The organism is Planosporangium flavigriseum, assembly GCF_011947225.1.
GTDB classification, from domain to species: domain Bacteria; phylum Actinomycetota; class Actinomycetes; order Mycobacteriales; family Micromonosporaceae; genus Planosporangium; species Planosporangium flavigriseum.
In genome coordinates this window covers 453,144-475,893 of record NZ_JAATVW010000001.1, presented here as the reverse complement: position 1 = coordinate 475,893, position 22,750 = coordinate 453,144, and the positions used below count along the sequence as shown (strand labels likewise).

Annotated in this window: 22 protein-coding genes; 10 read left to right on the top strand and 12 right to left on the bottom strand. The window is 71.1% G+C overall.

From position 1 onward, the window contains the following. Positions 1 to 69: 69 nt before the first annotated feature. Together ctaC and HC028_RS02050 are read left to right on the top strand one after the other, a co-directional pair. Positions 70 to 996, top strand: a complete 927-nt coding sequence (gene ctaC, locus HC028_RS02055; RefSeq protein ID WP_444544136.1) for an aa3-type cytochrome oxidase subunit II — start codon at positions 70 to 72, stop codon at positions 994 to 996. 19 nt (positions 997 to 1,015) lie between these two features. Beyond that, on the top strand, positions 1,016 to 1,447 hold the full coding sequence (locus HC028_RS02050; protein WP_168071964.1) for a cytochrome c oxidase subunit 4: 432 nt from the start codon (positions 1,016 to 1,018) through the stop codon (positions 1,445 to 1,447). A gap of 326 nt (positions 1,448 to 1,773) precedes the next feature. Here HC028_RS02050 and HC028_RS02045 read toward each other — a convergent pair whose 3' ends face one another. The 5 genes from HC028_RS02045 to ctaE all read right to left on the bottom strand — a co-directional run bounded on the left by HC028_RS02045 (position 1,774) and on the right by ctaE (position 6,360). Beyond that, positions 1,774 to 1,968 carry a hypothetical protein gene (locus HC028_RS02045; RefSeq protein WP_168071963.1) on the bottom strand — a complete coding sequence of 65 codons (195 nt, stop codon included), beginning with the start codon at positions 1,966 to 1,968 and terminating at the stop codon, positions 1,774 to 1,776. Between the two features lie 179 nt (positions 1,969 to 2,147). Beyond that, complete coding sequence (qcrB, locus tag HC028_RS02040; protein WP_168071962.1) at positions 2,148 to 3,773, bottom strand: cytochrome bc1 complex cytochrome b subunit; 1,626 nt, start codon at positions 3,771 to 3,773, stop codon at positions 2,148 to 2,150. Then, positions 3,770 to 4,837, bottom strand: a complete 1,068-nt coding sequence (gene qcrA, locus HC028_RS02035) for a cytochrome bc1 complex Rieske iron-sulfur subunit (protein WP_168071961.1) — start codon at positions 4,835 to 4,837, stop codon at positions 3,770 to 3,772. The genes qcrB and qcrA overlap by 4 nt, the downstream gene beginning before the upstream one ends. After that, positions 4,834 to 5,688, bottom strand: a complete 855-nt coding sequence (qcrC, locus tag HC028_RS02030) for a cytochrome bc1 complex diheme cytochrome c subunit (protein WP_168071960.1) — start codon at positions 5,686 to 5,688, stop codon at positions 4,834 to 4,836. Before qcrC ends, qcrA begins: the two co-directional genes overlap by 4 nt. A 72-nt stretch (positions 5,689 to 5,760) precedes the next feature. Continuing rightward, positions 5,761 to 6,360, bottom strand: coding sequence for an aa3-type cytochrome oxidase subunit III (ctaE, locus tag HC028_RS02025; RefSeq protein ID WP_203981170.1), 600 nt, complete (start codon positions 6,358 to 6,360; stop codon positions 5,761 to 5,763). Between the two features lie 128 nt (positions 6,361 to 6,488). Between ctaE and HC028_RS02020 the strand changes: the two genes are divergently transcribed. Genes HC028_RS02020 through trpD form a run of 3 tightly spaced genes read left to right on the top strand, consistent with a single transcriptional unit; the run spans position 6,489 to position 8,996 of the window. Continuing rightward, positions 6,489 to 7,547, top strand: coding sequence for a cytochrome c oxidase assembly protein (locus HC028_RS02020; protein ID WP_203981169.1), 1,059 nt, complete (start codon positions 6,489 to 6,491; stop codon positions 7,545 to 7,547). Continuing rightward, on the top strand, positions 7,544 to 7,945 hold the full coding sequence (locus tag HC028_RS02015) for a hypothetical protein (RefSeq protein WP_168071958.1): 402 nt from the start codon (positions 7,544 to 7,546) through the stop codon (positions 7,943 to 7,945). The genes HC028_RS02020 and HC028_RS02015 overlap by 4 nt, the downstream gene beginning before the upstream one ends. Positions 7,946 to 7,949: 4 nt before the next feature. Next, positions 7,950 to 8,996: an anthranilate phosphoribosyltransferase gene (gene trpD / locus HC028_RS02010; RefSeq protein ID WP_168071957.1), complete on the top strand. Its 1,047-nt coding sequence runs from the start codon at positions 7,950 to 7,952 to the stop codon at positions 8,994 to 8,996. A gap of 61 nt (positions 8,997 to 9,057) precedes the next feature. On the opposite strand, the gene HC028_RS02005 is transcribed toward trpD, so the two are convergent. After that, positions 9,058 to 9,900, bottom strand: a complete 843-nt coding sequence (locus tag HC028_RS02005) for an alpha/beta hydrolase family protein (RefSeq protein WP_168071956.1) — start codon at positions 9,898 to 9,900, stop codon at positions 9,058 to 9,060. 47 nt (positions 9,901 to 9,947) lie between these two features. Here HC028_RS02005 and HC028_RS02000 point away from each other — a divergent pair, with 47 nt between their 5' ends. Next, entirely contained in the window at positions 9,948 to 11,894 is a 1,947-nt protein-coding gene (locus HC028_RS02000) for a S9 family peptidase (RefSeq protein ID WP_168071955.1), read from the top strand. A gap of 33 nt (positions 11,895 to 11,927) precedes the next feature. On the opposite strand, the gene HC028_RS01995 is transcribed toward HC028_RS02000, so the two are convergent. The 5 genes from HC028_RS01995 to HC028_RS01975 all read right to left on the bottom strand — a co-directional run bounded on the left by HC028_RS01995 (position 11,928) and on the right by HC028_RS01975 (position 17,698). After that, positions 11,928 to 12,215, bottom strand: a complete 288-nt coding sequence (locus HC028_RS01995) for an Lrp/AsnC family transcriptional regulator (protein WP_168071954.1) — start codon at positions 12,213 to 12,215, stop codon at positions 11,928 to 11,930. 40 nt (positions 12,216 to 12,255) lie between these two features. Then, positions 12,256 to 13,089 carry an NTP transferase domain-containing protein gene (locus HC028_RS01990; protein ID WP_168071953.1) on the bottom strand — a complete coding sequence of 278 codons (834 nt, stop codon included), beginning with the start codon at positions 13,087 to 13,089 and terminating at the stop codon, positions 12,256 to 12,258. Further along, positions 13,082 to 13,618 carry an NUDIX hydrolase gene (locus HC028_RS01985; protein ID WP_168071952.1) on the bottom strand — a complete coding sequence of 179 codons (537 nt, stop codon included), beginning with the start codon at positions 13,616 to 13,618 and terminating at the stop codon, positions 13,082 to 13,084. The genes HC028_RS01990 and HC028_RS01985 overlap by 8 nt, the downstream gene beginning before the upstream one ends. Before the next feature lie 9 nt (positions 13,619 to 13,627). Further along, positions 13,628 to 15,406, bottom strand: coding sequence for a RelA/SpoT family protein (locus HC028_RS01980; protein ID WP_239075332.1), 1,779 nt, complete (start codon positions 15,404 to 15,406; stop codon positions 13,628 to 13,630). A gap of 552 nt (positions 15,407 to 15,958) precedes the next feature. Further along, entirely contained in the window at positions 15,959 to 17,698 is a 1,740-nt protein-coding gene (locus HC028_RS01975) for a DEDD exonuclease domain-containing protein (protein WP_168072272.1), read from the bottom strand. Positions 17,699 to 17,928: 230 nt separating this feature from the next. Between HC028_RS01975 and HC028_RS01970 the strand changes: the two genes are divergently transcribed. The 4 genes from HC028_RS01970 (at position 17,929) to HC028_RS01955 (ending at position 22,015) form a co-directional block, all read left to right on the top strand. Next, positions 17,929 to 19,254 (top strand): NYN domain-containing protein, encoded by a 1,326-nt coding sequence (locus HC028_RS01970; RefSeq protein ID WP_239075341.1) that lies wholly within the window; start codon positions 17,929 to 17,931, stop codon positions 19,252 to 19,254. 66 nt (positions 19,255 to 19,320) lie between these two features. Further along, a complete protein-coding gene (locus HC028_RS01965) occupies positions 19,321 to 19,593 on the top strand; it encodes a hypothetical protein (protein ID WP_239075331.1) in 273 nt (90 codons plus the stop codon). A 44-nt stretch (positions 19,594 to 19,637) separates the two neighbouring features. Beyond that, a complete protein-coding gene (locus tag HC028_RS01960) occupies positions 19,638 to 20,894 on the top strand; it encodes a M48 family metallopeptidase (RefSeq protein ID WP_168071950.1) in 1,257 nt (418 codons plus the stop codon). After that, positions 20,891 to 22,015 (top strand): glycosyltransferase family 4 protein, encoded by a 1,125-nt coding sequence (locus HC028_RS01955; RefSeq protein ID WP_168071949.1) that lies wholly within the window; start codon positions 20,891 to 20,893, stop codon positions 22,013 to 22,015. Before HC028_RS01960 ends, HC028_RS01955 begins: the two co-directional genes overlap by 4 nt. Before the next feature lie 52 nt (positions 22,016 to 22,067). On the opposite strand, the gene HC028_RS01950 is transcribed toward HC028_RS01955, so the two are convergent. Continuing rightward, positions 22,068 to 22,736: a response regulator transcription factor gene (locus tag HC028_RS01950; protein ID WP_168071948.1), complete on the bottom strand. Its 669-nt coding sequence runs from the start codon at positions 22,734 to 22,736 to the stop codon at positions 22,068 to 22,070. Between the last annotated feature and the right edge of the window lie 14 nt (positions 22,737 to 22,750).

Sequence of the window (22,750 nt, the reverse complement as noted above, 5' to 3'; positions counted from 1 at the left end):
GCAAACGTCCGGATCGTCGGAGCGGACCGGCGAGCGGGGTTGCGGCCTTGGCTAAGGAGGCAAGTGCAGGTGTTCGCAAGGGGTTCGGGCGCGAGTTCCGCGCGGGCGCGTAGCCGCCGAGGGTGGGTCGGCACGCGCGTCGTCGGTCTCGGTGTTACTGCGCTCGCCGCCGTTATGGCGCTCTCCGGCTGCTCGCTCGGTCAGGTCGGCTCGGCGTTCAAGGGCTTCGGCTGGCCGGAGTACGGCGTTTCGGACCAGTCGCACCGGATGTACGACCTGTGGGTCGGCTCCGTCATCGCCGCGCTGGTCGTCGGTATCCTGGTGTGGGGCCTCATCTTCTGGTGCGTGATCCGCTACCGCAAGCGCGGCGAGGAGCTGCCGCTGCAGACGCGGTTCAACCTGCCGATCGAGCTGCTCTACACGATCGTGCCGTTCCTGGTCATCGCCGTGCTGTTCTACTACACGGCGACCACGCAGACCTACGTGGACAAGATCAGCAAGAACCCGGACGTCAAGGTCGAGGTCGTCGCGTTCAAGTGGAACTGGCAGTTCCGCTACCTGGACGACAATGCGAAGGGTGCCGACGGGCAGGCGCTCGACACCACCGGCACCAGCGACTACATCCCCGTGCTGGTCGTGCCGACCAACAAGAACGTCCTGCTCTATGAGACCTCGAAGGATGTCATCCACTCCTTCTGGGTGCCGGACCTGCTGTTCAAGCGGGACGTGTTCCCCGGCAACGTGGTCAACAAGTTCCAGGTGACCGTCCAGAAGGAAGGCGCCTACGTCGGCCGCTGTGCTGAGCTGTGCGGTGCCTACCACTCGATGATGAACTTCGAGCTGCGCGCGGTGTCGCCGGACAAGTACGACCGCTTCATCGCAGCGCGTAAGCAGGGTATGAGCACGCCGGACGCGCTCCAGAGCATCGGCGAGGCGCCGTTCGCGACGTCGACGCACCCGTTCAACACCGACCCGACCAAGCGCTCAGCGAGCTGACGGCGGACAAGGACGCAACATGAAGAGCGAGTTCAAGCTTTTCGCCGTGATCGCCGGCTTCCTCTTCGGGATGTGCGCGGTCTACGGCTGGTGGACCTGGCAGGACAGCGACCCCCACCGGGTCGAGTGGATCGGCACGGTCGCCCTGGTCCTGTCCGGCCTGCTGTGCACGATGTGCGGTGGCTACTTCTGGTTCATCTCCCGCCGGATCGACCTGCGGCCCGAAGACCGGGCCGACGCGGAGATCGACGAAGGCGCGGGCGAGGTCGGCTTCTTCAGCCCCGGTAGCTACTGGCCCTTCGGCCTGGCCCTGGCGGCCTCGCTGGCCGGCCTCGGCATGGTGTACTGGGCGCCCTGGCTCATCGCCGTGGGCATGATCGCCGTGATCCTGACGACCGGTGGCCTGCTCTTCGAGTACTACACGGGCTCGCGCCGCAGCGCGGAGCACTGAGTCTCACAGCCTCACAAGCGACAAACGCCGCAGCGCCCTCCTGAAGGAGGGCGCTGCGGCGTTTTTGGTGCTTACCCCCGACCGGCGCGCTCCGGGCGCGCGGTACCTGTCGGCGGCTGCAGCGGTGGCTGACGCAGAGAACTCAGGCGCCGAGAACCCGAACGGCATGGGGGCGGAGAAATCGAACGGCGAGAGACGCCCTCTGTGCGCCGTTACGGCGTTTCCAGGCGAAGGTTTACCCCCCGTATAGGGCCCGGTCTAACCGGGCCGTTTCCGGGGAATGTAGGTCCACCGCCCAATCGGGCGGCAGCTCTGCGGGCCGCGCGTCAGGCGGCCCGCGGTGACGTCGCTACGGGCCGCCGCTCCAGGCGTACCGGTGGGAAGGACGCGATGAGCAGCGCGTCGCCGCATCCGGTGCAGACCCACTCGTCGCAGTCGGCGTCGTGGCCGTCCCGGCACGGCGGCTGCTCGAACACACATACCGTCGCGCAGTGGCTGCAGTAGAGCTCGAGGAATCGCACCGCCGGCACCTCCCGTTCACCTCACCCGCGACCATGCCACGGCTGCGGGCCGCGGCGGTGGAGGTGGAGGTCGCTCGGCGTGTCGAGTCCGAGCCGGCACACAAATCCGAGCAGGCACACAAAAGGGAGGGGCGCCCGCCGGATGTCCGGCGGGCGCCCCTCCCTTGGTTGAGCGCGGATCAGTGCTTGCCGCTGCCGATCCCTTCGCGGGACGGTGCCGGCGACACCGGCGCCTCCGCGGGAAGGGTCCGCTGGGCCGCCTCCTCGACCGGGAAGAAGAAGCCCTTCACCGTCGGCACGAGCGCGCCGATGCGGTTCATCTTCTTCGGTACGACCCAGCCGGCGTACGGCAGCTCGGTCGGGTGGCCGTGCGCATCCACCGGCGACAGTGGCTGGTGCACCTCGACGAAGGCGCCGTTGGGCAGCCGCTTGATGATGCCGGTCTCCATGCCGTGCGCGAGAACCTCCCGGTCGTGCTGCTGGAGACCCAGGCAGATCCGGTAGGTCACCCAGTACGCGAGCGGCGGGAGGAGCAGCAGGCCGATACGGCCGGCCCACGTCATCGCGTTCAGGCTGATGTGGAACTTCTCCGCGAGCACGTCGTTGGCGCCCGAGATCATCAGCACGAAGTAGAACGCCAGCGCCATCGCGCCCAGGGACGTCCGGGTGGGTACGTCACGCGGACGCTGCAGCAGGTGGTGCGACTGCTTGCTCTTGAACTTCCGCGCCTCGATGAAGGGGTAGAAGAGCGGCAGCATCGTCAGCACGCCCGGCAGGAAGACCGTCGGCCAGAACAGCGGCGGCAGCGTGTAGTGGTGCCCCGGCCACAGCGGGAAGCGGGCCTCCCACGGCGGCATCAGACGGGTCGAGCCGTCCAGGAACATGACGTACCAGTCGGGCTGGCTCGCCGCGGAGACGACCGCCGCCTTGTACGGGCCGAACAGCCAGACCGGGTTGATCTGGAAGAGGCCGCCGAGCAGCGCGATGACACCGAACACGACCATGAAGAACGCGCCACCCTTGGCCGCGAAGCCCGGGAACATGCGCACACCGACGACGTTGTCGTTGGAGCGCCCCGGACCCGGCCACTGCGTGTGCTTCTGCTTGACCAGTAGGCCCATGTGCGCGGCGATCAGGCCGAGCAGGATGGCCGGCACGAGCAGCACGTGCGCGATGTAGAGCCGACCGAGGATCACGGTGCCCGGGAACTCCCCGCCGAACAGCGAGGTCGCCACCCAAGTACCCACCACGGGGATCGACAGCATGATCGCGTGCGCGATGCGCAGACCGGTGCCGGAGAGCGCGTCGTCCGGCAGGGAGTAGCCGGCGAAGCCCTCGACGAAGCCCAGCCAGAACAGCAGCACACCGATGACCCAGTTGAGCTCACGCGGCTTGCGGAACGCGCCGGTGAAGAACACCCGGAGCATGTGCACCACGATCGAGGCCATGAACAGCAGCGCCGCCCAGTGGTGCATCTGCCGCATGATCAGGCCGCCCCGGACCTCGAACGACAGCTGCAGGCTCGACTCGTACGCCCGGGACATCTCGATGCCGTTGAGCGGCGTGTACGGGCCGTTGTAGTGGACCTCCTCCATGGAGGGGTCGAACCAGAGGGTCAGGAACGTACCGGTCAGCAGCAGGACGATGAACGAGTAGAGCGCGATCTCGCCCAGCAGGAAGGACCAGTGGTCGGGGAAGACCTTGTTGAACAGGCGCCGCAGCGGGGCGGATACCTGTAGTCGGTCGTCGATCTCGCCGCCGGCCTTGGCCGGCAGCGCCGCTACGTCAAATTTCCGTCGCTTCATGGGCGCTCCCAGAACCCGGGCCCGATCGGAACCCTGAAATCAGACTTGGCCACGAAGACGCCGTCCTCGACGCTCAGCGGCAGCATTGGCAGCCGGCGGGTGGCCGGGCCGAAGACCGGCCGGGCGTTGTCGGTGATGTGGAACTGCGACTGGTGGCACGGGCACAGCAGCCGGTTGGTCTGCTGCTCGTAGAGGCTTGCCGGGCAGCCGGCGTGGGTGCAGATCTTCGAGTACGCGACGAAGTTGCCCCAGATCGCCCCGCCGTCCTCGGCGTTGACCGCGACGTTCTTGAGGTTGGCCCGCAGCTCGCTGGCGTCCTTTTCCCGCAGGTGGATCAGCAGGACCGGCGAGTCGGCGTGCTCGTTGCTCGCACCGTGCGGCACGCCCGGGTAGACGGTCATCTGGCCACCGACGCTGACGTCCTCGGGGCGGACCGCGCTGCCGTCCTCGCGGGTCAGCTTCACCTTGTGGCCGTCCGCCGGCTTCCAGGCGGTCTCGAACAGGATGTGGTCCGGCTTCTTGATCAGGCCACCGACCAGCGGCGCGGCCGCGGCGACGCCGAGCGGCGCCGCACCGACCAGGAGCGCGCCCTTCAGCAGCGGGCGGCGCTTGATGCCGGTCTCGTCGACCATGTTCAGGATGGTCGCGCCGGTCAGGGCCCGCTCCGCCTGGTCCGCCACGTCGTGGCGCTCCTGGATCGACACCTCTTCCGGCAGCAGCTTCTTGGCCCAGGTGACGATGGCGATGCCGAGCAGGAACAGCGACCCGCCGAGCGTGATGCCCAGCACCGGGTTGTAGAGCTTGTCGAGCCCGTTGCCCGGCTCGTACTTCCACGGCCACCAGATGTAGGCGACCACGAAGCCCAGACCGAGGAGGCCGGAGAGCACGAGCATGAACGCGATCGTCCGCTCGACGCGCTTCTCGGCGCGGGTGCCGGGCACCGGGAACCGGGGGGCGTAGTGGACGATCTCAACGCCGTCCCGCCGCGCACCCTCTTTGACCAGGTCAAATCGGGTTAGCGAAGGATCTTTCACGTCGAAGTCGACGTCAGTGTGGGTACTCATGACTTTCCTGCAATCCACAGCGTGACGAACAGGATGGACACCATGCCGACCAGGAAGATCACCAGGCCCTCGGGGACCGGGCCGTAGCGGCCGAGACCGAAGCCGCCCGGGTCCTTGTCCTGCTTCTGGAACTGGACGTACGCGATGATGTCGCGCTTCTCCTGCGGCGTCAGCTGGTTGTCGCCGAACACCGGCATGTTCTGCGGGCCGGTCAGCATCGCCGCGTAGAGCTGGCGGTCGGTGGTCGGCTCCAGGCTCGGCGCGAACTTACCGGACGAGAGCGCGCCACCGTTGGTGCTGAACGCGTGGCACGAGGCGCAGTTGACGCGGAACAGCTCACCGCCCTTAGCGACGTCGCCGCCCTCGCGGAGGTTGTCACCCGACGGCAGCTGCGGGCCGCCACCCAGCTCCTGGACGTAGGCGCCCATCTGCTGGGCCTGTTCGGTGGTGAACATCGGCTGCTTGCGCTCGACCTGTGCCTGCTGCGGGCGGGCGGCGGGCATCCGGCCGGTCTCCACCTGGAACTCCACCGCAGCGGAGCCGACGCCGATCAGGCTCGGGCCGCGGCCCTGGACGCCCTGGGCGTTCGGGCCGTGGCACGTGGCGCAGCTCTGGTCGTACAGGCGCTTGCCCAGCTGTGCGGCCTCGGTCAGCTTGGGGGTGTCCTCAGCCTGGCTGCCGGGCGCGAAGGCGGTGTAGATGCCCCCGACGATGGCGAGCGCGGTGACCAGCCGTAGACCCGCGAAGACGCGGCGACGCAGGCGGCTTCTCCGCACCGGACTGGCGAGAAGCCTGCCGCGTCGGGCCTCGCGTGGCGGACCGGCAGCGCCGGCCGAATCGTCGAAAGTCATGTCCTCAACCTTTGTCATCAGGTACTTCGTCTGAAGCCACGCCGACCGGATGTGAAATTTGGACCGTTCGCGTCACTTCAGCAGGTAGATCATGCTGAACAGCGCGACCCACACCAGATCGACGAAGTGCCAGTAGTACGACACGACGATCGCCGAGGTGGCCTGTGCAGGGGTGAAACGCCCCATGGTGGTGCGGATCATAAAGAAGATGAAGGCGACCAAGCCGCCGGTCACGTGCAGACCGTGGAAGCCGGTGGTCAGGTAGAACATCGACCCGAAACCGTCGGCATTGATCTTGACGCCCTCTTCGACCAGTACGCGGTACTCATTCGCCTGGCCGAGCACGAACACCAGGCCCATGGCGAAGGTGAGGGCGAACCACCGGCGCAGTGCGTGCACGTTGCCGCGCTCGGCGGCGAACACACCGAACTGGCAGGTCACCGACGACAACACGAGGATCGTCGTGAAGGTGACGGCGTACGGCAGGTTCAGGTGTGGAGTGTGTTCCTTCCACAGGCCCGGCGCCGCCGCCCGGATGGAGAAGTACATCGCGAACAGCGCCGCGAAGAACATGAGCTCACTGGAGAGCCACACGATCGTCCCGACGCTGACCATGTTGGGCCTGGTCAGCGAATGGATCTGACTCTTAGAGATGGCTGGGGCAGCAGTCACGCGGCCATTATTGCCTCTGGGTAGAGCCGCTACGCGTCGGGGTCGCCGCATTCGTGCGTGTCGCCACCTTCGTGGGCGGTCCATACCGCTCCTGGGCGCTGCGGGCGGCGCCGGATAGCCTCTTGTCCGTGCAGTATCCAGGCCCTGCGGTCGCCATTCTCGCGCACGGTGGGGGCGATGAGCCCCTTCCGCCCGCGCAGGCTGGCACCCTGCTCCAGCTAGACCTCAACCCGTTGCTCGTGGTTTCCCTGCTGGCCGTCGCCATCGCGTACCTGTACGCGGTGTGGCGACTGGAGCGGCGTGGCGACCGGTGGCCGGTGCTCCGGACGGCCTCGTTCGTCGTCCTGGGCCTCGGTGGTATTGCGTCCGTCACACTGACCGGCGTCGGCACGTACGACACCACCCTGCTGTCGGTCCACATGGTGCAGCACATGGTGCTGTCCATGATCGCGCCGATCTTCCTCGCGCTCGGTGCGCCGGTGACGCTCGCGCTGCGCACCCTTCCGGCCGGTGCCCGCCGGGTCCTGCTGGCGGTGCTGCACAGCCGGGTGGCCAAGATCTGGACCTACCCGCTGTTCGCGTACGGGCTGTTCGTGGTCACCCCGTTCATCCTGTACTTCACCAGCCTGTACGAGCTGGCCATGCGCCACACCTGGGTCCACGAGCTGACCCACGTGCACTTCATCGCGGTCGGCTGCCTGTTCTTTTGGCCGCTGGTCGGGATCGACCCGCTGCCCGGACGCTGGCCGTACACGGGCCGGGCCATGCTGATGTTCCTGTCCACGCCGTTCCATACGGTGCTTGGACTGACGGTGATGCAGAGCACCACGCTGCTCGGCGGCGACTGGTACCCCTCGCTCGGCCTGGGCTGGGTGGACCCCTTCGTCGACCAGCGGGTGGCCGGCGGCATCCTGTGGGCCGGTGGTGAGGTCGTCAGCGTCACGATGCTCGGCGTGCTCGTGGCGCAGTGGATGCGGCACGCCGAGCGCGAGGCCCGCCGGGAGGACCGGCGGCTCGACCGGCAGGAGGTGGCGGAGACCGCCCGGCCCGCGGCGGAGGCGACGGACGCTGCCGGCGTGCCGGCGGAGGACGGCTCGCCGGAGATGCTGGCCGCCCCTTGGTGGGAGCAGCAGGGCGGGTACGATCCCCACGGCAGTCGAGACACTCAGGGAGCCAGCAGGCGATGACCGAGAGTAGCTACACGGTTCTGCTCTACAGCGACGACCCGCAGGTGCGGGAGCGGATGCGGCTGGCCATCGGCACCCGGCCGGCCAAGGACCTGACGGTGGAGTTCGTGGAGTCGTCCACGTACGCGGAGACCGTCCGGGTCATCGACGACCAGGACGTCCACCTGGTTGTGCTCGATGGCGAGGCCAGCCCGGCGGGCGGCATCGGCATCGCGCGCCAGCTCAAGGACGAACTGTCCGACGCGCCGCCGACCTGCGTGGTGATCGCCCGGGCAGCCGACCGCTGGCTCGCCGCGTACGCGAAGGTCGACGCGACCCTCGTGCACCCGCTCGACCCGGTGCTCACCGGACGTGCCGTCGCCGACCTGCTGCGTGGACGCGCAGTCGTGACCAGCTGACGTCATGACCGAGCGAAGTTGGCGGACTCTGCTCGCGGCGCTGCTGCGGGCCGAAGAGCTGTCCACTCAAGACACCGCCTGGGCCATGGGCGAGATCATGGCCGGCAGCGCCACCCCGGCGCAGATCTCGGCGTTCGCGGTCGCGCTGCGCGCCAAGGGGGAGACGCCGGCGGAGATCACCGGGCTGGTCGAGGCCATGCTCGGCAACGCCGCGCGGGTGGACCTGCCCGCCGATCTCCGTGCGTCCGCTGTCGACATCGTCGGCACCGGTGGAGACGGCGCGCACACCGTCAACATCTCCACGATGGCCTCGATCGTCGTGGCCGCTGCCGGGGTGCCGATCATCAAGCACGGCAACCGGGCAGCCACGTCGAAGTGCGGGGCGGCCGACCTGCTGGAGGAGTTCGGCATCGCGCTCGACCTCGGCCCGGCCGAGGTGGCCAAGTGCGTCACCGAGGTGGGGATCGGCTTCTGCTTCGCCGCGCGGTTCCACCCCGGCATGCGGCACGCCGCAGCCCCGCGCCGCGAGGTGGGCGTACCCACATTCTTCAACTTCCTGGGGCCGATGACCAACCCGGCACAGCCAGCGAACGCCGCAGTGGGCTGCGCCGACCCGCGGATGGCCGGCGTCATGGCCGAGGTGTTCGCGCGCCGCGGCGATTCGGTGCTCGTGATGCGCGGTGAGGACGGGCTCGACGAGTTCACCACCACCGGACCGACCCGGATCTGGGCGGTCCGGGACGGCCACGTGACCGAAACGGTCGTCGACGCCGCCGATCTCGGCGTGGCCCGCTCTCGGCCGGAGGACCTACGCGGCGGCGAAGCCCCGTACAACGCCCAGGTGGCGCGCGCCCTGTTCGCCGGCAAGACCGGCCCGGTACGCGACGCGGTGCTGGTCAACGCGGCCGCTGCGCTGGTCGCACAGGGCGGCTGGGGCGATGACCTGACCGCTTCCCTGCGCGCGGCCATGGGCCGGGCGGCCGCGGCGATCGACTCGGGCGCCGCCGCCGACCTGATGCGGCGCTGGATCGCCGCGGCGCAGAGCGCGTAGACCGCGCCGTTCACTACCGGCGCGCCGCGCTGAGTGCTCAGACGCGTGCCGCGCTGAGTGCTCAGACGCGTGCCGCGAAGGCGGCCACCCGCGCCGCGAGCGGCGCGGCCGCGCGTACCCAGGTGAAGTGGTTGAGCGGGGCGCTGGCTTCGGCGACCGGGTAGTGCACCCGCTCGATCGGCGCGGCCGACAGCTTGGCGCACAGGTGGTCCATGGTGGACGGAGGCGTGTGCCGGTCACCGTCGACGCTGATGGCGAGGACGGGGGTCCGCACGGTCGCCAGCGCCGCCTCCACGTCGGCCCCGTCCAGCCGGGGGAAGCGCCCGTACCTGGCCGTGTAGGCCCAGTCCCGGATCACGCCGCGCGCCTGCCGCCCTCCGAAGCTCCAGCCCGGCCAGACCCGGAGCAGCGCGGAGGTGGCCGCGATTCCCTGGGTGTACGGCAGGACGGCCAGTCCGTGCCCACGGGGATAAGCTCGCCAGTACGGCGTACCCGACGCGACCAGCACGAGGCCGGCGATATCGGACGGCTGGTGGGTGGCCAGGTACAGCGAGCAGATATGCCCGCCGAGTGAGTGGCCCAACAGGAGGGTCTGCCGCCCGTCCAGGCGCTCCTTGAGCGCCTCCTGCACGGCGGCGACGTCGGCGACCAGGTCCGCGTAGCCGTACGTCGAGGCGCGGCTCGGTATGGGCGTGCTGGCGCCCGTGCCGCGCAGGTCCGCCACGACGACGGAGAGCCCGGCTGCGCCCAGTTGGTTGGCGAACCGCCGGTAGTACCCGGCCGGCACCCCCATCGCCGGCCAGATCACGACCGCCGGGCCAGCCGTGTCCGGATAGAGGTGCAGCCCGATGCGGTCGCTGTCCCGGTCGACGTACTCCTGTGCGTAATCCACGGCGGAAAGCATAGATCTACTGATCAGTAACTTTTCGGCTGATCCGATATGGTCCGTCGATGCGACCTTCCGACCTCTCGCTGCCGCGCGTGCCCGGGACTCCCACCCTTAGCTCCGACGGTGCCAGCGCGGTCGTGTCCGTACGGCGAATCGACCTCGACGCGGACGACTACACCAGCCAGTTGTGGCTGGTACCCACCGACGGCTCCGGCCCTGCGCGGCAGGTCACCCATGGCTGGCGCGACAGTGGCCCGGCGATCTCTCCGGACGGGCGGTGGCTGGCGTTCATCCGGGCGGTACGCGAGGAGCCCGCCCGCGACGCCGACCCGAGAACGGCAAAGGCGGGTAAGCCGCAACTGTGGGTGATGCCGCTCGCCGGCGGTGAGGCGCGCCGGCTCACCGACCACCCGCTCGGCGTGGACCGGGCGCCGGGGTGGAGCCCAGACTCGACTCGGCTGGTGTACACCGCGCGGGTGCCGGCCGACGGGCGGTACGGCACCGTCCCGAGCCGCGGCGCCGAGCAGGAGCCGCCCCGGCGCATCACCGGATTCTGGTACCGCCTCGACGGGGTCGGCTTCACCTTCGACCGGCGTCGCCACGTGTTCGTGGTGGACGCTCTGGCCGAGGCGGCGAAGCCGGCCCAGGTCACCGAGGGGGATTTCGATCATGGTGAGCCGGCCTGGAGCCCGGACGGTGAACTGCTGACGTTCACGGCGGCCCGCCATGACAGCCACGACGACGACCTCTTCACCGATCTCTGGGTCAGCCGGCCGGACGGCAGCGGCCTGCGCGGGCTCACCGCCGGCGGCTTCGGAGTGAGCCAGCCTCGGTTCTCCCCGGACGGCGCGACGGTCTTCTTCGTCGGTGTGGAGACCGACGGCCGCCATGCCGTCTGCCGCAACGACATGCTCTGGTCGGTCCCGGTGGCCGGCTGTGCCCCGAAGGCGCTGACCGATCCGAGCCGGCACGGCCTGACCGCGGTGGAAGGGGAGATCGCCGTCGTGCCCGACGGGGTGCTGGTCCTGAACGAGAACCGGGGCTCCGTGGAGTTGCTGCGGATCGGGTACGCCGGCGGCGAACCGGAGGTGCTGGTCGGCGGCGAGCGGCAGGTCCTGGGCGTGGCTTCCGCGGGCGGCACGACGGTCGTGACGCTGGCCGACCCGACGACGTGGGGTGAGCTGGCCGTGGTCGTACCGGGTGGGGAGCCTCGGCGCATCACCGACTGGAACGCCGGCTACGGCCCCATCTTCGCGCAAGAGGAGATCAACGCGACCGCGCCGGACGGGTACCCGGTGCACGGCTGGGTCGTCCGGCCCGAGGGCGACGGCCCGCACCCCGCCCTGCTGATGATCCACGGCGGCCCGTTCACCCAGTACGGCTGGCGGCTGTTCGACGAGGCCCAGGTGTACGCCGGGGCCGGGTACGCGGTCGTGATGGGCAACCCGCGCGGCTCCAGCGGGTATGGCGAGGCGCACGGCCGGGCCGTGATCGGCGACGTCGGCGAGGTCAGCGCGCGGGACCTGCTGGCCCTGCTGGACACCGCGTTGAAGGCGCCCGACCTGGACGCCTCCCGGGTCGGCGTGCTCGGCGGGTCGCACGGCGGGTTCATGGCCACGTGGATGGCCGCGCACCACGGGGACCGGTTCTCCGCGGCGATCAGCGAGCGGGCCGTGAACGCCATCGACAGCTTCGCCGGCTCGTCGGACATCGGCTGGTTCTTCGGCGAGGACCTGTACGGCCCGGACCCGGCCGAGTGGGACCGGCAGAGCCCGCTCAGCCACGCTGACCGCATCGACCTCCCGATGCTGATCATCCACTCCGAGCACGACTGGCGCTGCCCGGTCGAGCAGGCGCAGCGGCTGTACGTCGCGCTCAAGCTGCGCGGCGTACCGGTGGAGCTGCTGCTCTTCCCCGGTGAGGGGCACGAGCTGTCCCGTTCCGGCCTGCCCTCGCACCGGGTGGCGCGCTTCGCGGCGATCCTGGAGTGGTGGCGCCGCTGGCTGTGACCGTCGGCCGGGGAGACCGGCGCGACCCGCGGGTCAGTCGGTCTCCTCGAAGCCGATCGCGAAGGTCTCCTCGAGGTCGTGCTTCGAGTACGCCCGGAAGGCGATGTGCGACTCGGTGTTGATCACGCCGGGCACCTTGGAGATCCGGCCCGCGATCACCTCGGCGATCTGGTCGAACTCGCGGACCCGGACGATCGCGATCAGGTCGACGTTGCCCGCGACGGAGTAGACCTCGCTCACGCCCGGCAGGTCTGCCAGAGACTGCGCGACCTCCGGGATGGAGTCGGTGTCGCAGTCGATGAGGACGATGGCGTTGATCACCGTGGGCTCCTTTGCGCGGGTTGGGCGGAACCTCCACATGCTACGGCGCGGCCGCGACGGTCAGATCACGACCGACCCGTACGGCGTCGACGAGGTGCTCGTCCGGTCCGACGTACCCGCCGGGCCACACCACGCCGCGGGTGACCCGGCCCTCGACCCGCGCACCGGCGCCGACCACCGCCTGGACGAGCTGCCCGGTGATGTTCGCCGTGGCGTCGACCAGGCTGCTGGCACCCGCGGCGTGCAGGTTGGCGGCCAGGTAGTCGACGGGCGTGCCGGTGTCGAGGAACAGCCCGGCGTACTCCACCACCGTCAGCGCTCCGGCGGCCTCGGCCGGGCGCCAGACCGTACGGACCAGATCGCTCGGTGCTGCCGCCAACGAAAGCACCATCGACCAGGGCAGCAGCGACAGGCCGGCGAACCGGTACGGGCCGAACTCGCGCTCGGCGTCCCCGGCGGGTACGCCGAGCAGCCGTACGGTCTCGCCATCCCACCCGTCGAGCAGAGATTCCACGTCGGGGCCCGGCGGCGCTGACCCGGCCAGGTAGGCGTCCGCGTTGGCGACCAGCACGCCTCGCCCGTCGATCCAGTTCCGCAGGTTGCCGATGCCGCCCGACGTGCCGAGGGGCGCACCGGGTTCGACCGACAGGTGGGCCCGGTCCCCGACGTGTGACACCACCTGCTCACCGAGGTAGCAGGCGTTCACCGCCACCTGCGCCGGGCCGGAGAGCCCGAGGCCGGCCAGCCGGGCGAGGGCCCGGTCGAGCAGGGGCACGTTGCCGACCGGGCAGAGCGCCTTCGGCCGTACTTCGGTCAACGGGCGCAGTCGGCGCCCCTCGCCCGCGGCCAGGACCACCGCGCAGACCTCAGTCATCTTCGGGGCGGCCGGCCAGTGGGCCGATTCCGTAGTGGGCGAGCAGGCGGGCGGTCGGCCCGGTCAGTCGCGGTAGCGCGTCGAGCGGGTGCCAGGCCGCTTCGTGCACCTCGGCCTCGTCGACGGTAAACGGCTGGTCCGCCGGTACCGACGCCTCGAAGACCATGTCGACCCAGCGGCCTGAAGAGTGGACGATCGCGTTGGGTACGCCGGGGCGCAGGTCTGCCGGGTCGACCCGGATCCCGGTCTCCTCGGCGAGTTCGCGTGCCGCGCCGACGACCGGCCGCTCACCCCGGTTGAGCAGGCCGCCGGGCAGCGACCAGCCCGGCCCCGGTGGTTGGCGCAGCAGCAGGATCCGCCCCGGCGACCGACCGTCGGCGGCCCGCACGATGGTGACCGCTCCGACGATGTAGTGCGCGGTGCCCATCCGGACCAGCCGGCGCCGCCACCGCAGCGGCAGCCGGTAGAACGCCCGGAACGCGGTCAGGCGCAGCGCCCGCAGCGCGGCGGGTCGGGGGGAAGCGGCCATTGCGCAAGGCTAATGGGTCGGTGGGGGAGTGTGGTGGTCGACCGAGGCGATCAGGCGGTCCACCACCTCCGGCGCTGACAGCTTGTGGTCGGCGACCGCTACGAGCAGCGTCTCCACGTCGGGGTAGCCGAGCTTGGCCGCGAGGCGGATCAGCGGCAGGTCACTGCCGAGCCCGCGGCCGCGCTGCCGCAGCGCCAGCCCGATCGCCAGCCGCCCGAGGCGTACCTTGTCGGAGATCGTGACCGCCAGCGGCTCGGAGTCGGCGAACCAGTCGGTGAGGTGCAGCCGGGCCTGCGGTGTCTTGACGAACTGCAGCCAGTCCCGCGACGGCCCGGGCGCCGGTGCCAGGTCGTCGACGTCGAACTCGTCGCGCTGACCCTCCCGGGTGATGATCTCCACGACGTCGCCGTCGTCGAGCTCGGACGACAGTGCGACCAGGCGCCCGTTGAGCCTCGCCGCGATACATCGGTCCCCGATGTCCTTACCCAGCGTGTACGCGAGGTCGACCGGCGTCGCCTCGGCCGGCAGCAGCACCGGCCGCCCGGTGGACGTGAACACGATGATCTGCGACTCGGCCAGGTCGCAGCGCAGCGACGCGAGGAACTGCGCCGGGTCGGTCGCGGCGCCTTCCCAGTCGAGCACCCGGCGCAGCCACGCCAGCTGCTCCTTCTTCGCACTGCCGGCGGATGCCGCGTCCTTCGAAAAGCGGAAGTTGGCGACGATGCCGTACTCGGCATCGCGGTGCATCGGGGCCGTCCGGATGAGCACCTCGAGCAGCTCGTCATCCGGCCCGAGCACGGTGGTGTGCAGCGAGCGGTACAGGTTGTTCTTCGGGGAGGCGATGAAGTCCTTGAACCGGCCGGGCACGGGGCGCCATCGACCGTGCATCGCGCCCAGCGCGGCGTAGCAGTCGGTGTCCGGCCCATGGACCACGATGACGATGCGCGGCAGGTCGTGCGGCTCGGGGTAGTTGCCGGCGACCGTGTCCTGCCAGATCGAGTACAGGTGGCGCGGGCGCGGGGAGACGGTCGCGTCCACCCGGACCCGGCTCAGCTCCACCTCCACCTCGGCGACGACCCGGCGCAGATACGACTCCCGGCCACGGCGGTACTTGAGGTAGTCGGCGATGAGGGCGTGACCGCTCGGGCTGAGCGCCTTGAGGACGCAGTCCTCCAGTTCGCGCTTGAGCGCCTGGATGCCCAGCCGGTCGCACAGCGGCACCAGGACGTCCCGAGTCGCGCGGGCGATGCGCGTCCGGGAGCCGGGGGAGCGGGCGTCGAGGGTACGCATGTTGTGCAGCCGGTCGGCGAGCTTGATGACGAGTACGCGCACGTCCCGGCCGGCCATGATGATCATCTTGCGGATGGTCTCCGCCTCGGCGGCGTCCCCGTAGAACACCTTGTCGAACTTGGTGACCCCGTCGACTAGCAGGGCGACCTCGGGCCCGAAGTCGTTTTCGAGGGCCTGCAGCGTGTAGCTGGTGTCCTCGACCGTGTCGTGGAGCAGGGCGGCGACGAGGGTGGTCGTGTCCATGCCGAGGTCGGCGAGGATCTCGGCGACCGCGAGCGGGTGGGTGATGTACGGGTCGCCGCTCTTGCGTGTCTGTCCCCGGTGCATCTGTTCGGCGATCGTGTACGCCCGGCGGAGCAGGTTGGCGTCGCCGCCTGGGTGGGCCGACCGATGTGAACGGACCAGGTCACTGATCGGATCGGGGGCGGTCGGCCACGGCAGCATCGACAGCAGTCGCTGGGTGAGGCCCGGTGTGGTCGGAGGGGTCGGCGTGGCCACGGCGGGGGCCGAGAAGGCGGGCTCGGGCGACCTGGTCTGCGTGGGGACAGGCCCCGGCTTCTTCGCCGGGGCGGCGGCCTTGGGTGGTGTGCTTCTGGTGGGCGTCTTCGCCTTCGGTTGGGCGCCACGCCTGGATGGGGCCGGTGTCCGGCCGGAACCGCCGCGTGGCCCTGGACGGCTTGCCACCGCCGGTCTGGGTTCGGGCGCGGACTTCCCCGCCGAGTTGTCCGGCCATTCACGGGTGGCGGCGGGCGCGTCGGCGCGCGTACCTCGGTCGCGGTCGAGTTCGTCCTCGGGTGCTGGGTTCGGGCGCGGCAGCGCGTCGTTCACGTGCGGCAACTCGTCGTTCGCGTATGGTAACTCGTCCCAGCCAACCGCCTCTGTGAGTGCGCCCGGCGCAGACTCCAGGCGCCCGCTGATCCCGGAAACGCCGGAATCCACTCGGACACCTCCTCTGACCGGGCTGGCCACCAGAGAGTGGGGGGTGTACCAAGCCTAGTGAGCCGACAGGCCGCCGAACGGCCATTTGAGAATGTTCGTTCGTCCGATCGGCTAATCACCCAAGTGGGTGATATGGCCGCTGGCGGCCTCGGCGGTGGTGAGCAGCTCGCGCCACCGACCGGCACCGTCCACAGGGGACGCCCATCCGGCGTCGACCTGCACCAGTCGCGTCTCTGGGCGTTCCAGCCACGCCAGCACCCGCTCGGTCTCCTCCGGACTTGCGCAGGGTACCGGACCGGGGCCGGCCTGTACGGTCTCGGCCGTCGCGAGCAGCGCGTCGAGGGTCGGTCGTGGATGTACCCGGGGCGGGGAGGTGCCGGCTGCTGCCAGCCGGCCGTGGCGGATGACCGCCAGCTCCCAGCCGCCGGTCGCGGCGGGCCGGGCGGCGACCACCTCACGCAGCGACGTCAGCGACGCCAGTCGCTGCATGCGTACGGATGCCTTCAGGAACGCCACCAGGCGCCCGCGCATCGCCGCCGCCTCCTCGTAGCGTCGCGCCTCCGACAGCGAGCGCATCCGCGCCAGCAGCCGGCGGACCACCTCGCCGGGATTGCCGCCGGTGGCGGCGCGGAACGGTTCGGCAGCAGCCGCGGTGTACTCCTCCGGCGTGATCCGGTGCTCGCACGGCGCCGGGCAGCGCCCCAACTCGGCGAGGGCGCACGCCGCCACCGTGCGGCGGGTCGACAGGCGCTGGGTGCACTGGCGTAGCGGCAGTACCTCGTGCACGCCCGCAGCCGCGAGCTCGGCGAGGCGGCGGGAGCCGAACGGGCCGAGGTAGGCCGCGGCGTCGTCGGCGAGTTTGTTCACAATGGACAATCGCGGATAGGCCTCGGTGGTCAGCTTGAGCCAGACGATCCGCTCCGGAAACTTCGACCGACGGTTGTAGGGCGGCTTGTGGGCGGCGATGAGGCGCAGCTCGCGCACCTCCGCTTCGAGGGAGTGCGCACACTCGATCGCCTCCACCCGCTCGGCGGCGGCCAGCATCTCGGTGTTGATGCGGGCCCGTTTCTCCGAGGCGGTGAAGTAGCTGCGGACCCGCGTGGCAATGGCCGAACTGGTGCCGACGTACAGCGGGCGCTCGCGGCTGTCGCGGAAGACATACACCCCCGGGGTGTTGGGCAGGTTCTCGGCGAGATGCCGTTTCTTCCGCTGGGCCGGGCTGATCGCCTTGACGAACTCCAGCGCGTCGCCGAGCGAGTGGACGCGGTGCCCACCGAGCCGGCCGATGAGGGCGTGCAGCACGTCGACGGTGGCGCGGGCGTCGTCGAGGGCCCGGTGGCACGGCTGCCGGGCGTTCCCCAGCCACCGCGCCAGGGTGGCCAGCTTGTGGTTGGGCACTTCGTCGCGGGTCAGCACGCGCCGCGCGAGCGCGGCGGTGTCGAGGACGAGCGGCTTGGGCCATGTGTATCCGTGGGCCGCGCACGCCGCCTTCAGGAAGCCCATGTCGTAGGGGGCGTTGTGGGCGACCAAGACGGCGTCCTTGGCGAACTCCAGGAAACTGGGCAGCACGCTGTCGATACGCGGGGCCGGCAGGACCATCGCCTCGGTGATGCCGGTGAGCACCGTGATGTACGGCGGGATGCGCTCGCCGGGGTTGACCAGCGTCGCGAACTCGCCGAGCTCTTCTCCGCCCCGCACCTTGACCGCGCCGATCTCGGTGATGCCGCCCCCGTCCGGTGAACCACCGGTGGTCTCCAGATCGACCACCACGAACGTGGTCGCGAACAGCGAACGGGCTCGTGCGTCGTCGACCAGCGCGTCCAGGGTCTCCTGATGGAAGGTTTCACGCACTGCTTCGGCCACGGCGGGCACGCTACGGCCTCCCTCTGACACTTTGTCGGCGCCGCTCCTTTTATGGTGATCGGGGTCTCCCGGACCTCCTCGGTCACCGGGGCGGGGCGCGGGCCGAGGCAAGATCGGCCGGCTGGTGAGGGCGATCCCGGCGTCAGCAATGCGACACTTGTCGCATGCCCGCACCGGAGCAGTTCCCCGATGACGTAGCCGAGGCTACCGGCGCTCCTATGCGGGACCAGGACTTCGAGCCGGAGCCGGCGCTGCCGGAGCCGGTGCGGCAGCGCGTGATCACCCTGGCGGCCGCCGCGATCACCGGAATGCCGAGCGACGAGCTGCCCATGGCGCTGCGGCGGGTGGCCAAGTTCGCGCCCAACCGCCGCGCCCGGCTCGGTGGGCCGATCATCGCGACCCAGCTCAGTGGGGATCCGCTCCTGCGGCAGCGGCTGGCGACGCGGGTCGTCGAGGAGGCGGGCGAGCTCGGCGCGGCCATCGCCGGCGGGACCCCGCCGGCCGCCGCCGACCCGGTCGACGTCGCCGCCCTGGCGTACCTGGCCCGGCCGGAGGGCTGGCGGGACCTGATCGTGGCGGCCAGCAGCGCGGTACGCGCCGACACCGCGAGCGCGGCGGTCGAGGAGCGGATCCGCGAGATCGAACAGCGGGTCTCGCGCGCCGAGCACGATCGCGCCGTGGCCCGCGTGGAGGCCGACAAGCTGCGCGACGAGCTGGCGAGGCTGCGCGACGAGGCCGGCGGACTGCGCGAGGAGGTCCGCGCCCTCGGCAAGGCGATGCGGGAGGCGCAGGCGCGCGAGCGCAAGGCGAGCGAGATGCTGGCCACGGAGAAAGGGCGAGCCGCCCGCGCCACCGCGGACCACGAGGCGGAGGTACGCCGGCTGAAGTCGAAGCTGGCCGAGGCCGAGTCCCTGGCCGGGGCGGCCCGGCAGACCGCCAAGGACGCCCGGGCCGTCGACGACGCGCGGCTGTGGCTGCTGCTGGAGACGATCGGCCGGGCGGCCGTGGGGCTGCGCCGCGAATTGGCGCTCGAACCGGCCGACCGGCTGCCGGCGGACTTCGTCGCCGATGTGCACGCCGAGCAGCCCGGCGCCACGGGCGGCGCGACGGGCGCCCGCGCCCTCGACGCTGATGATCCGGTCCGGCTGGACCACCTGCTCGCGCTGCCCAAGGCGCACCTGGTCGTCGACGGGTACAACGTGACCAAACGCGGGTTCGCCGAGATCTCGCTGGAGCAGCAGCGGGGCCGGCTGGTCAACGGGCTCGGTGGCCTCGCGGCGCAGACCGGCGCCGAGGTCACGGTGGTCTTCGACGGTGCCGAGCGGGTCGTCGGCCTTCCACCGGCCCCCCGCGGGGTGCGGGTGCTGTTCTCCCGCAAGGGGGAGACGGCGGACGAACTGATTCGCCGGCTGGTACGTGCCGAGCCCGCCGGCCGCCCGGTCGTGGTCGTCTCGTCGGACCGGGAGGTCGCCGACGGGGTGCGCCGCCACGGCGCGTACCCGCTCGGCGCGGACGCCCTGCTGCGCCGCCTCGCCCGCTCCTGAGGTTTTCTGTCGTACCCCTGTTCTAGCGTCTGGTTACCCACGGTGGTGGACCGCTAGGAGGAGCCGATGCTCATCGACTGCGACACGTGCAAGGTGCGCGGGCAGGCATGCGGGGGATGCGTGGTGAACCTGCTGTTCGGCCAGGCGGCGCCGACGGTCGGCCCGGACGTCGGGGCCGGCTGGGGAGACGCCACGGCCGGCCTGGCCGACGAGGAGGAGCGCCGGGCGCTGCAGGCGCTGGCCGACGCCGGTTTCGAGGTGACCGTGCTCAGCCGCGAGGACAGCCCCCCGCGGTTACGGCTGGTCCCCCCGATGCGGCGCGGGCACCACGCCGCATAGCCCCCATTAAGATTGGCTCGCCCGATCAAGCGGGAGGAGCCGCGATGACCCCTCGGTGGTGGGCCGCCGCCGCGCTCGTGGCCTTGCTCGCCGCGTTGGCCCTGATCACGGCGCTGCGGGTGCCGTGGACCAGCCCGCCCGCACCCCGCGCCGACCAGATCGCCGCGCTGCGGGAACTGCCGGCCGACGCCGTCGCCCGTGGTCGGGAGTTCCGCTCCGCCCTGCGGCCGAGCATGTACGGCGGCATGGCGATCGGGCTCGTCGCCGCGCTCGCGCTCGGGCTCACCCCGCTTGGAGCCGCACTCGTCCGGTTGGCGGGCCGGCCGTTCGGCGGACACTGGCTGGCCCAGGCGCTCCTCGGCGGGCTGCTCGTGGTCTTCGCCGGTGAGCTCGTCGGCCTGCCGTTCGCCGCGTGGCGGCACAGCGTCGTGCGCCGGTTCGGCCTGTCCACCCAAGGGTGGGGCGGCTGGGCGGTCGACCTGCTCAAGGGGTACGCGATCGCCGCGGTACTCGGCGCGATCGTGCTGGTCGGGTTCTACACGATCACTCATTTCGCGCCCCGGTGGTGGTGGGCGTTCGGCGCGGCGGGCGCCGCCGGGTTGACGGTGCTGCTCACGTTCGTGTTCCCGGTCCTGATCGAGCCGGTGTTCAACAAGTTCACGCCGCTGGAGGCCGGTCAGCTGCGCAGCGACCTCGTCGCGATGGCCGACCGGGACGGTGTGCCGGTCTCCGACGTCCTGGTCGCCGACGCGTCCCGGCGCACCAGGGCGGTCAACGCGTACGTCTCCGGGTTCGGCCCGACCCGCCGGATCGTCGTCTACGACACCCTGCTGCGGGAGGCGCCGGCCGCCGAGGTGGAGTCGGTGGTCGCGCACGAGCTCGGCCATGCCAAGGACCGGGACGTGGTGACCGGCACGCTCCTGGCCGCGCTCGGGGCAGCCGCGGCGGTCTGCGCGTTCTACCTGCTCGGTTCGTGGGCCGGGCTGCTGCGCCGGGCCGGGGTCGAGTCGCTGGCCGAGCCGCGCGCGGTGGCGCTGCTGCTCGCGATCACCACGGTCGCCGGGCTCGTCGCCGGGCCGCTGCAGAACGCGGTGTCCCGGCGCATCGAGGCGCGCGCCGACCGGCACGCCCTGGCCCTCACCCGCGACCCGGCGACGTTCGCGGCCATGCAGGCCCGGCTGTCGCAGGTCAACCTGGGCGATCCCGACCCCAACCCGGTCGAGTACATGCTGTTCGCGTCGCACCCGTCGACGGTGCAGCGGATGGCCACCGCCCGAGCCTGGGCAAGGAGCGCACGATGAGCCGGACCCTGCTGGTCACCAACGACTTTCCGCCCCGGCCGGGCGGCATCCAGCAGTTCGTCCACAACCTCGCGGTACGCCAGCCGGCGGACTCCGTCGTCGTGTACGCGTCGACCTGGAAGGGCGCGGAGAAGTTCGACGCCGACCAGCCGTTCGAGGTGGTACGCGAGGAGACCGGGATCCTGCTGCCCACCCCGCGCGTCGCGCGTCGGGCGGCGGAGCTCGCGCGGGCGTACGGCTGTGACACCGTCTGGTTCGGGGCAGCCGCGCCGCTCGGGCTGCTCGCCGACGGCCTGCGCCGGCGGGCCGGCATCCGGCGGGCGGTGGCGCAGACCCACGGCCACGAGGTCGGCTGGGCGGCCCTGCCCGGCGCCCGCGGCCTGCTGCGACGCATCGGCTGCGGCACCGACGTGGTGACCTATCTGGGGGGATACACCCACGCCCGGCTGGCCCCGGTGCTCGACGACGTGACGGAGTTGCGCCGGTTGGCGCCCGGGGTGGATACCGACGCGTACCACCCGGACGTCGACGGTTCGCAGGTGCGCCGGCGGCACGGCCTGTCCGACCGGCCGGTCGTCGTCTGCGTGTCCCGGCTGGTGCCCCGCAAGGGCCAGGACGCGCTCATCCGGGCGTTGCCGGAGATCCGCCGCCGGGTGCCCGGGGCGGCGCTGCTGGTCGTCGGCGGCGGACCTTACCGGCCGTCACTGGAGCGGTTGGCGCGTGAGAACGGCGTGGCCGAGCACGTGGTCTTCACCGGCTCAGTGCCGTGGGAGGAGTTGCCGGCGCACTACGCGGCCGGCGACGTGTACGCGATGCCCTGCCGGACCCGTCGGGCCGGCCTCGACGTGGAGGGGCTCGGCATCGTCTATCTCGAGGCGTCGGCGACCGGCCTGCCCGTCGTGGCGGGCGACTCCGGTGGCGCGCCCGACGCGGTCCGCGAGGGTGAGACCGGCTACGTGGTGGGCGGACGGGACGTCGCGGCGATAGCCGACCGGGTGGTCACCCTGCTCGGCGACCCGGACCTGGCGCGCCGGCTGGGCGTGGCCGGTCGGGCCTGGGTGGAGGCCGAGTGGGGCTGGCAGCACCAGGCCGACCGGATGCGGGAGCTGTTGTATCCGTGATCCTGTAGAGAAAGCGGGGTTATCGGTCCACTTTCTCTACAGGATCATGCAATCAGAACTTCGGGGTGTCGGGGGCCTCGAGCAGGCCGAGCCGCAGCGCGGTCATCAGCGCCTGGGCCCGGTTGGCCGCGCCCAGCTTCTCGTACAGCTTCGAGATGTGGGTCTTCGCCGTCGACTCGGACACGAACAGCTGCTTGGCGATGCCCGCGACGCTCATGCCGTCGGCGAGCAGGCGCAGCACCTGGCCCTCGCGCGGGGAGAGCTGCGGGCCGGTCGGTGCCAGCCGGCGCTTCATCGCCTCGGCCAGGTCGGCGGCGGTGAACGCGCTGGGCGCCGACGCGGCGTGGCGGGCGGCGGCGACGACCTCGTCGGCCGGCGCGGTCTTGGGCACGAAGGCGCTGGCGCCGGCTTCGAGGGCGCCGAAGAGCTGGTCGTCACCGGCGTACATGGTCAGCACGACGATGCCCATGTTGGCGCTGGTCTTGCGCAGCGCGCGGGTGGCCTCCAGGCCACTCCCGTCGGGGAGACGCAGGTCCATGATGACGACGTCGGGCTGCAGTGCGCCCGCCTGGCGGATGGCCTCGGCCGCGGTTGCCGCCTCACCGACCACCTCGAACTGCCGGTCCCGCTCGAAGGCGTGCCGAAGCCCCCGGCGGATGAGGTCGTGGTCGTCGACGAGCAGGACCTTGGTCCGTGTGGTCGAGGTGACGGGTGTGGACATATCCGGAGCTCTCC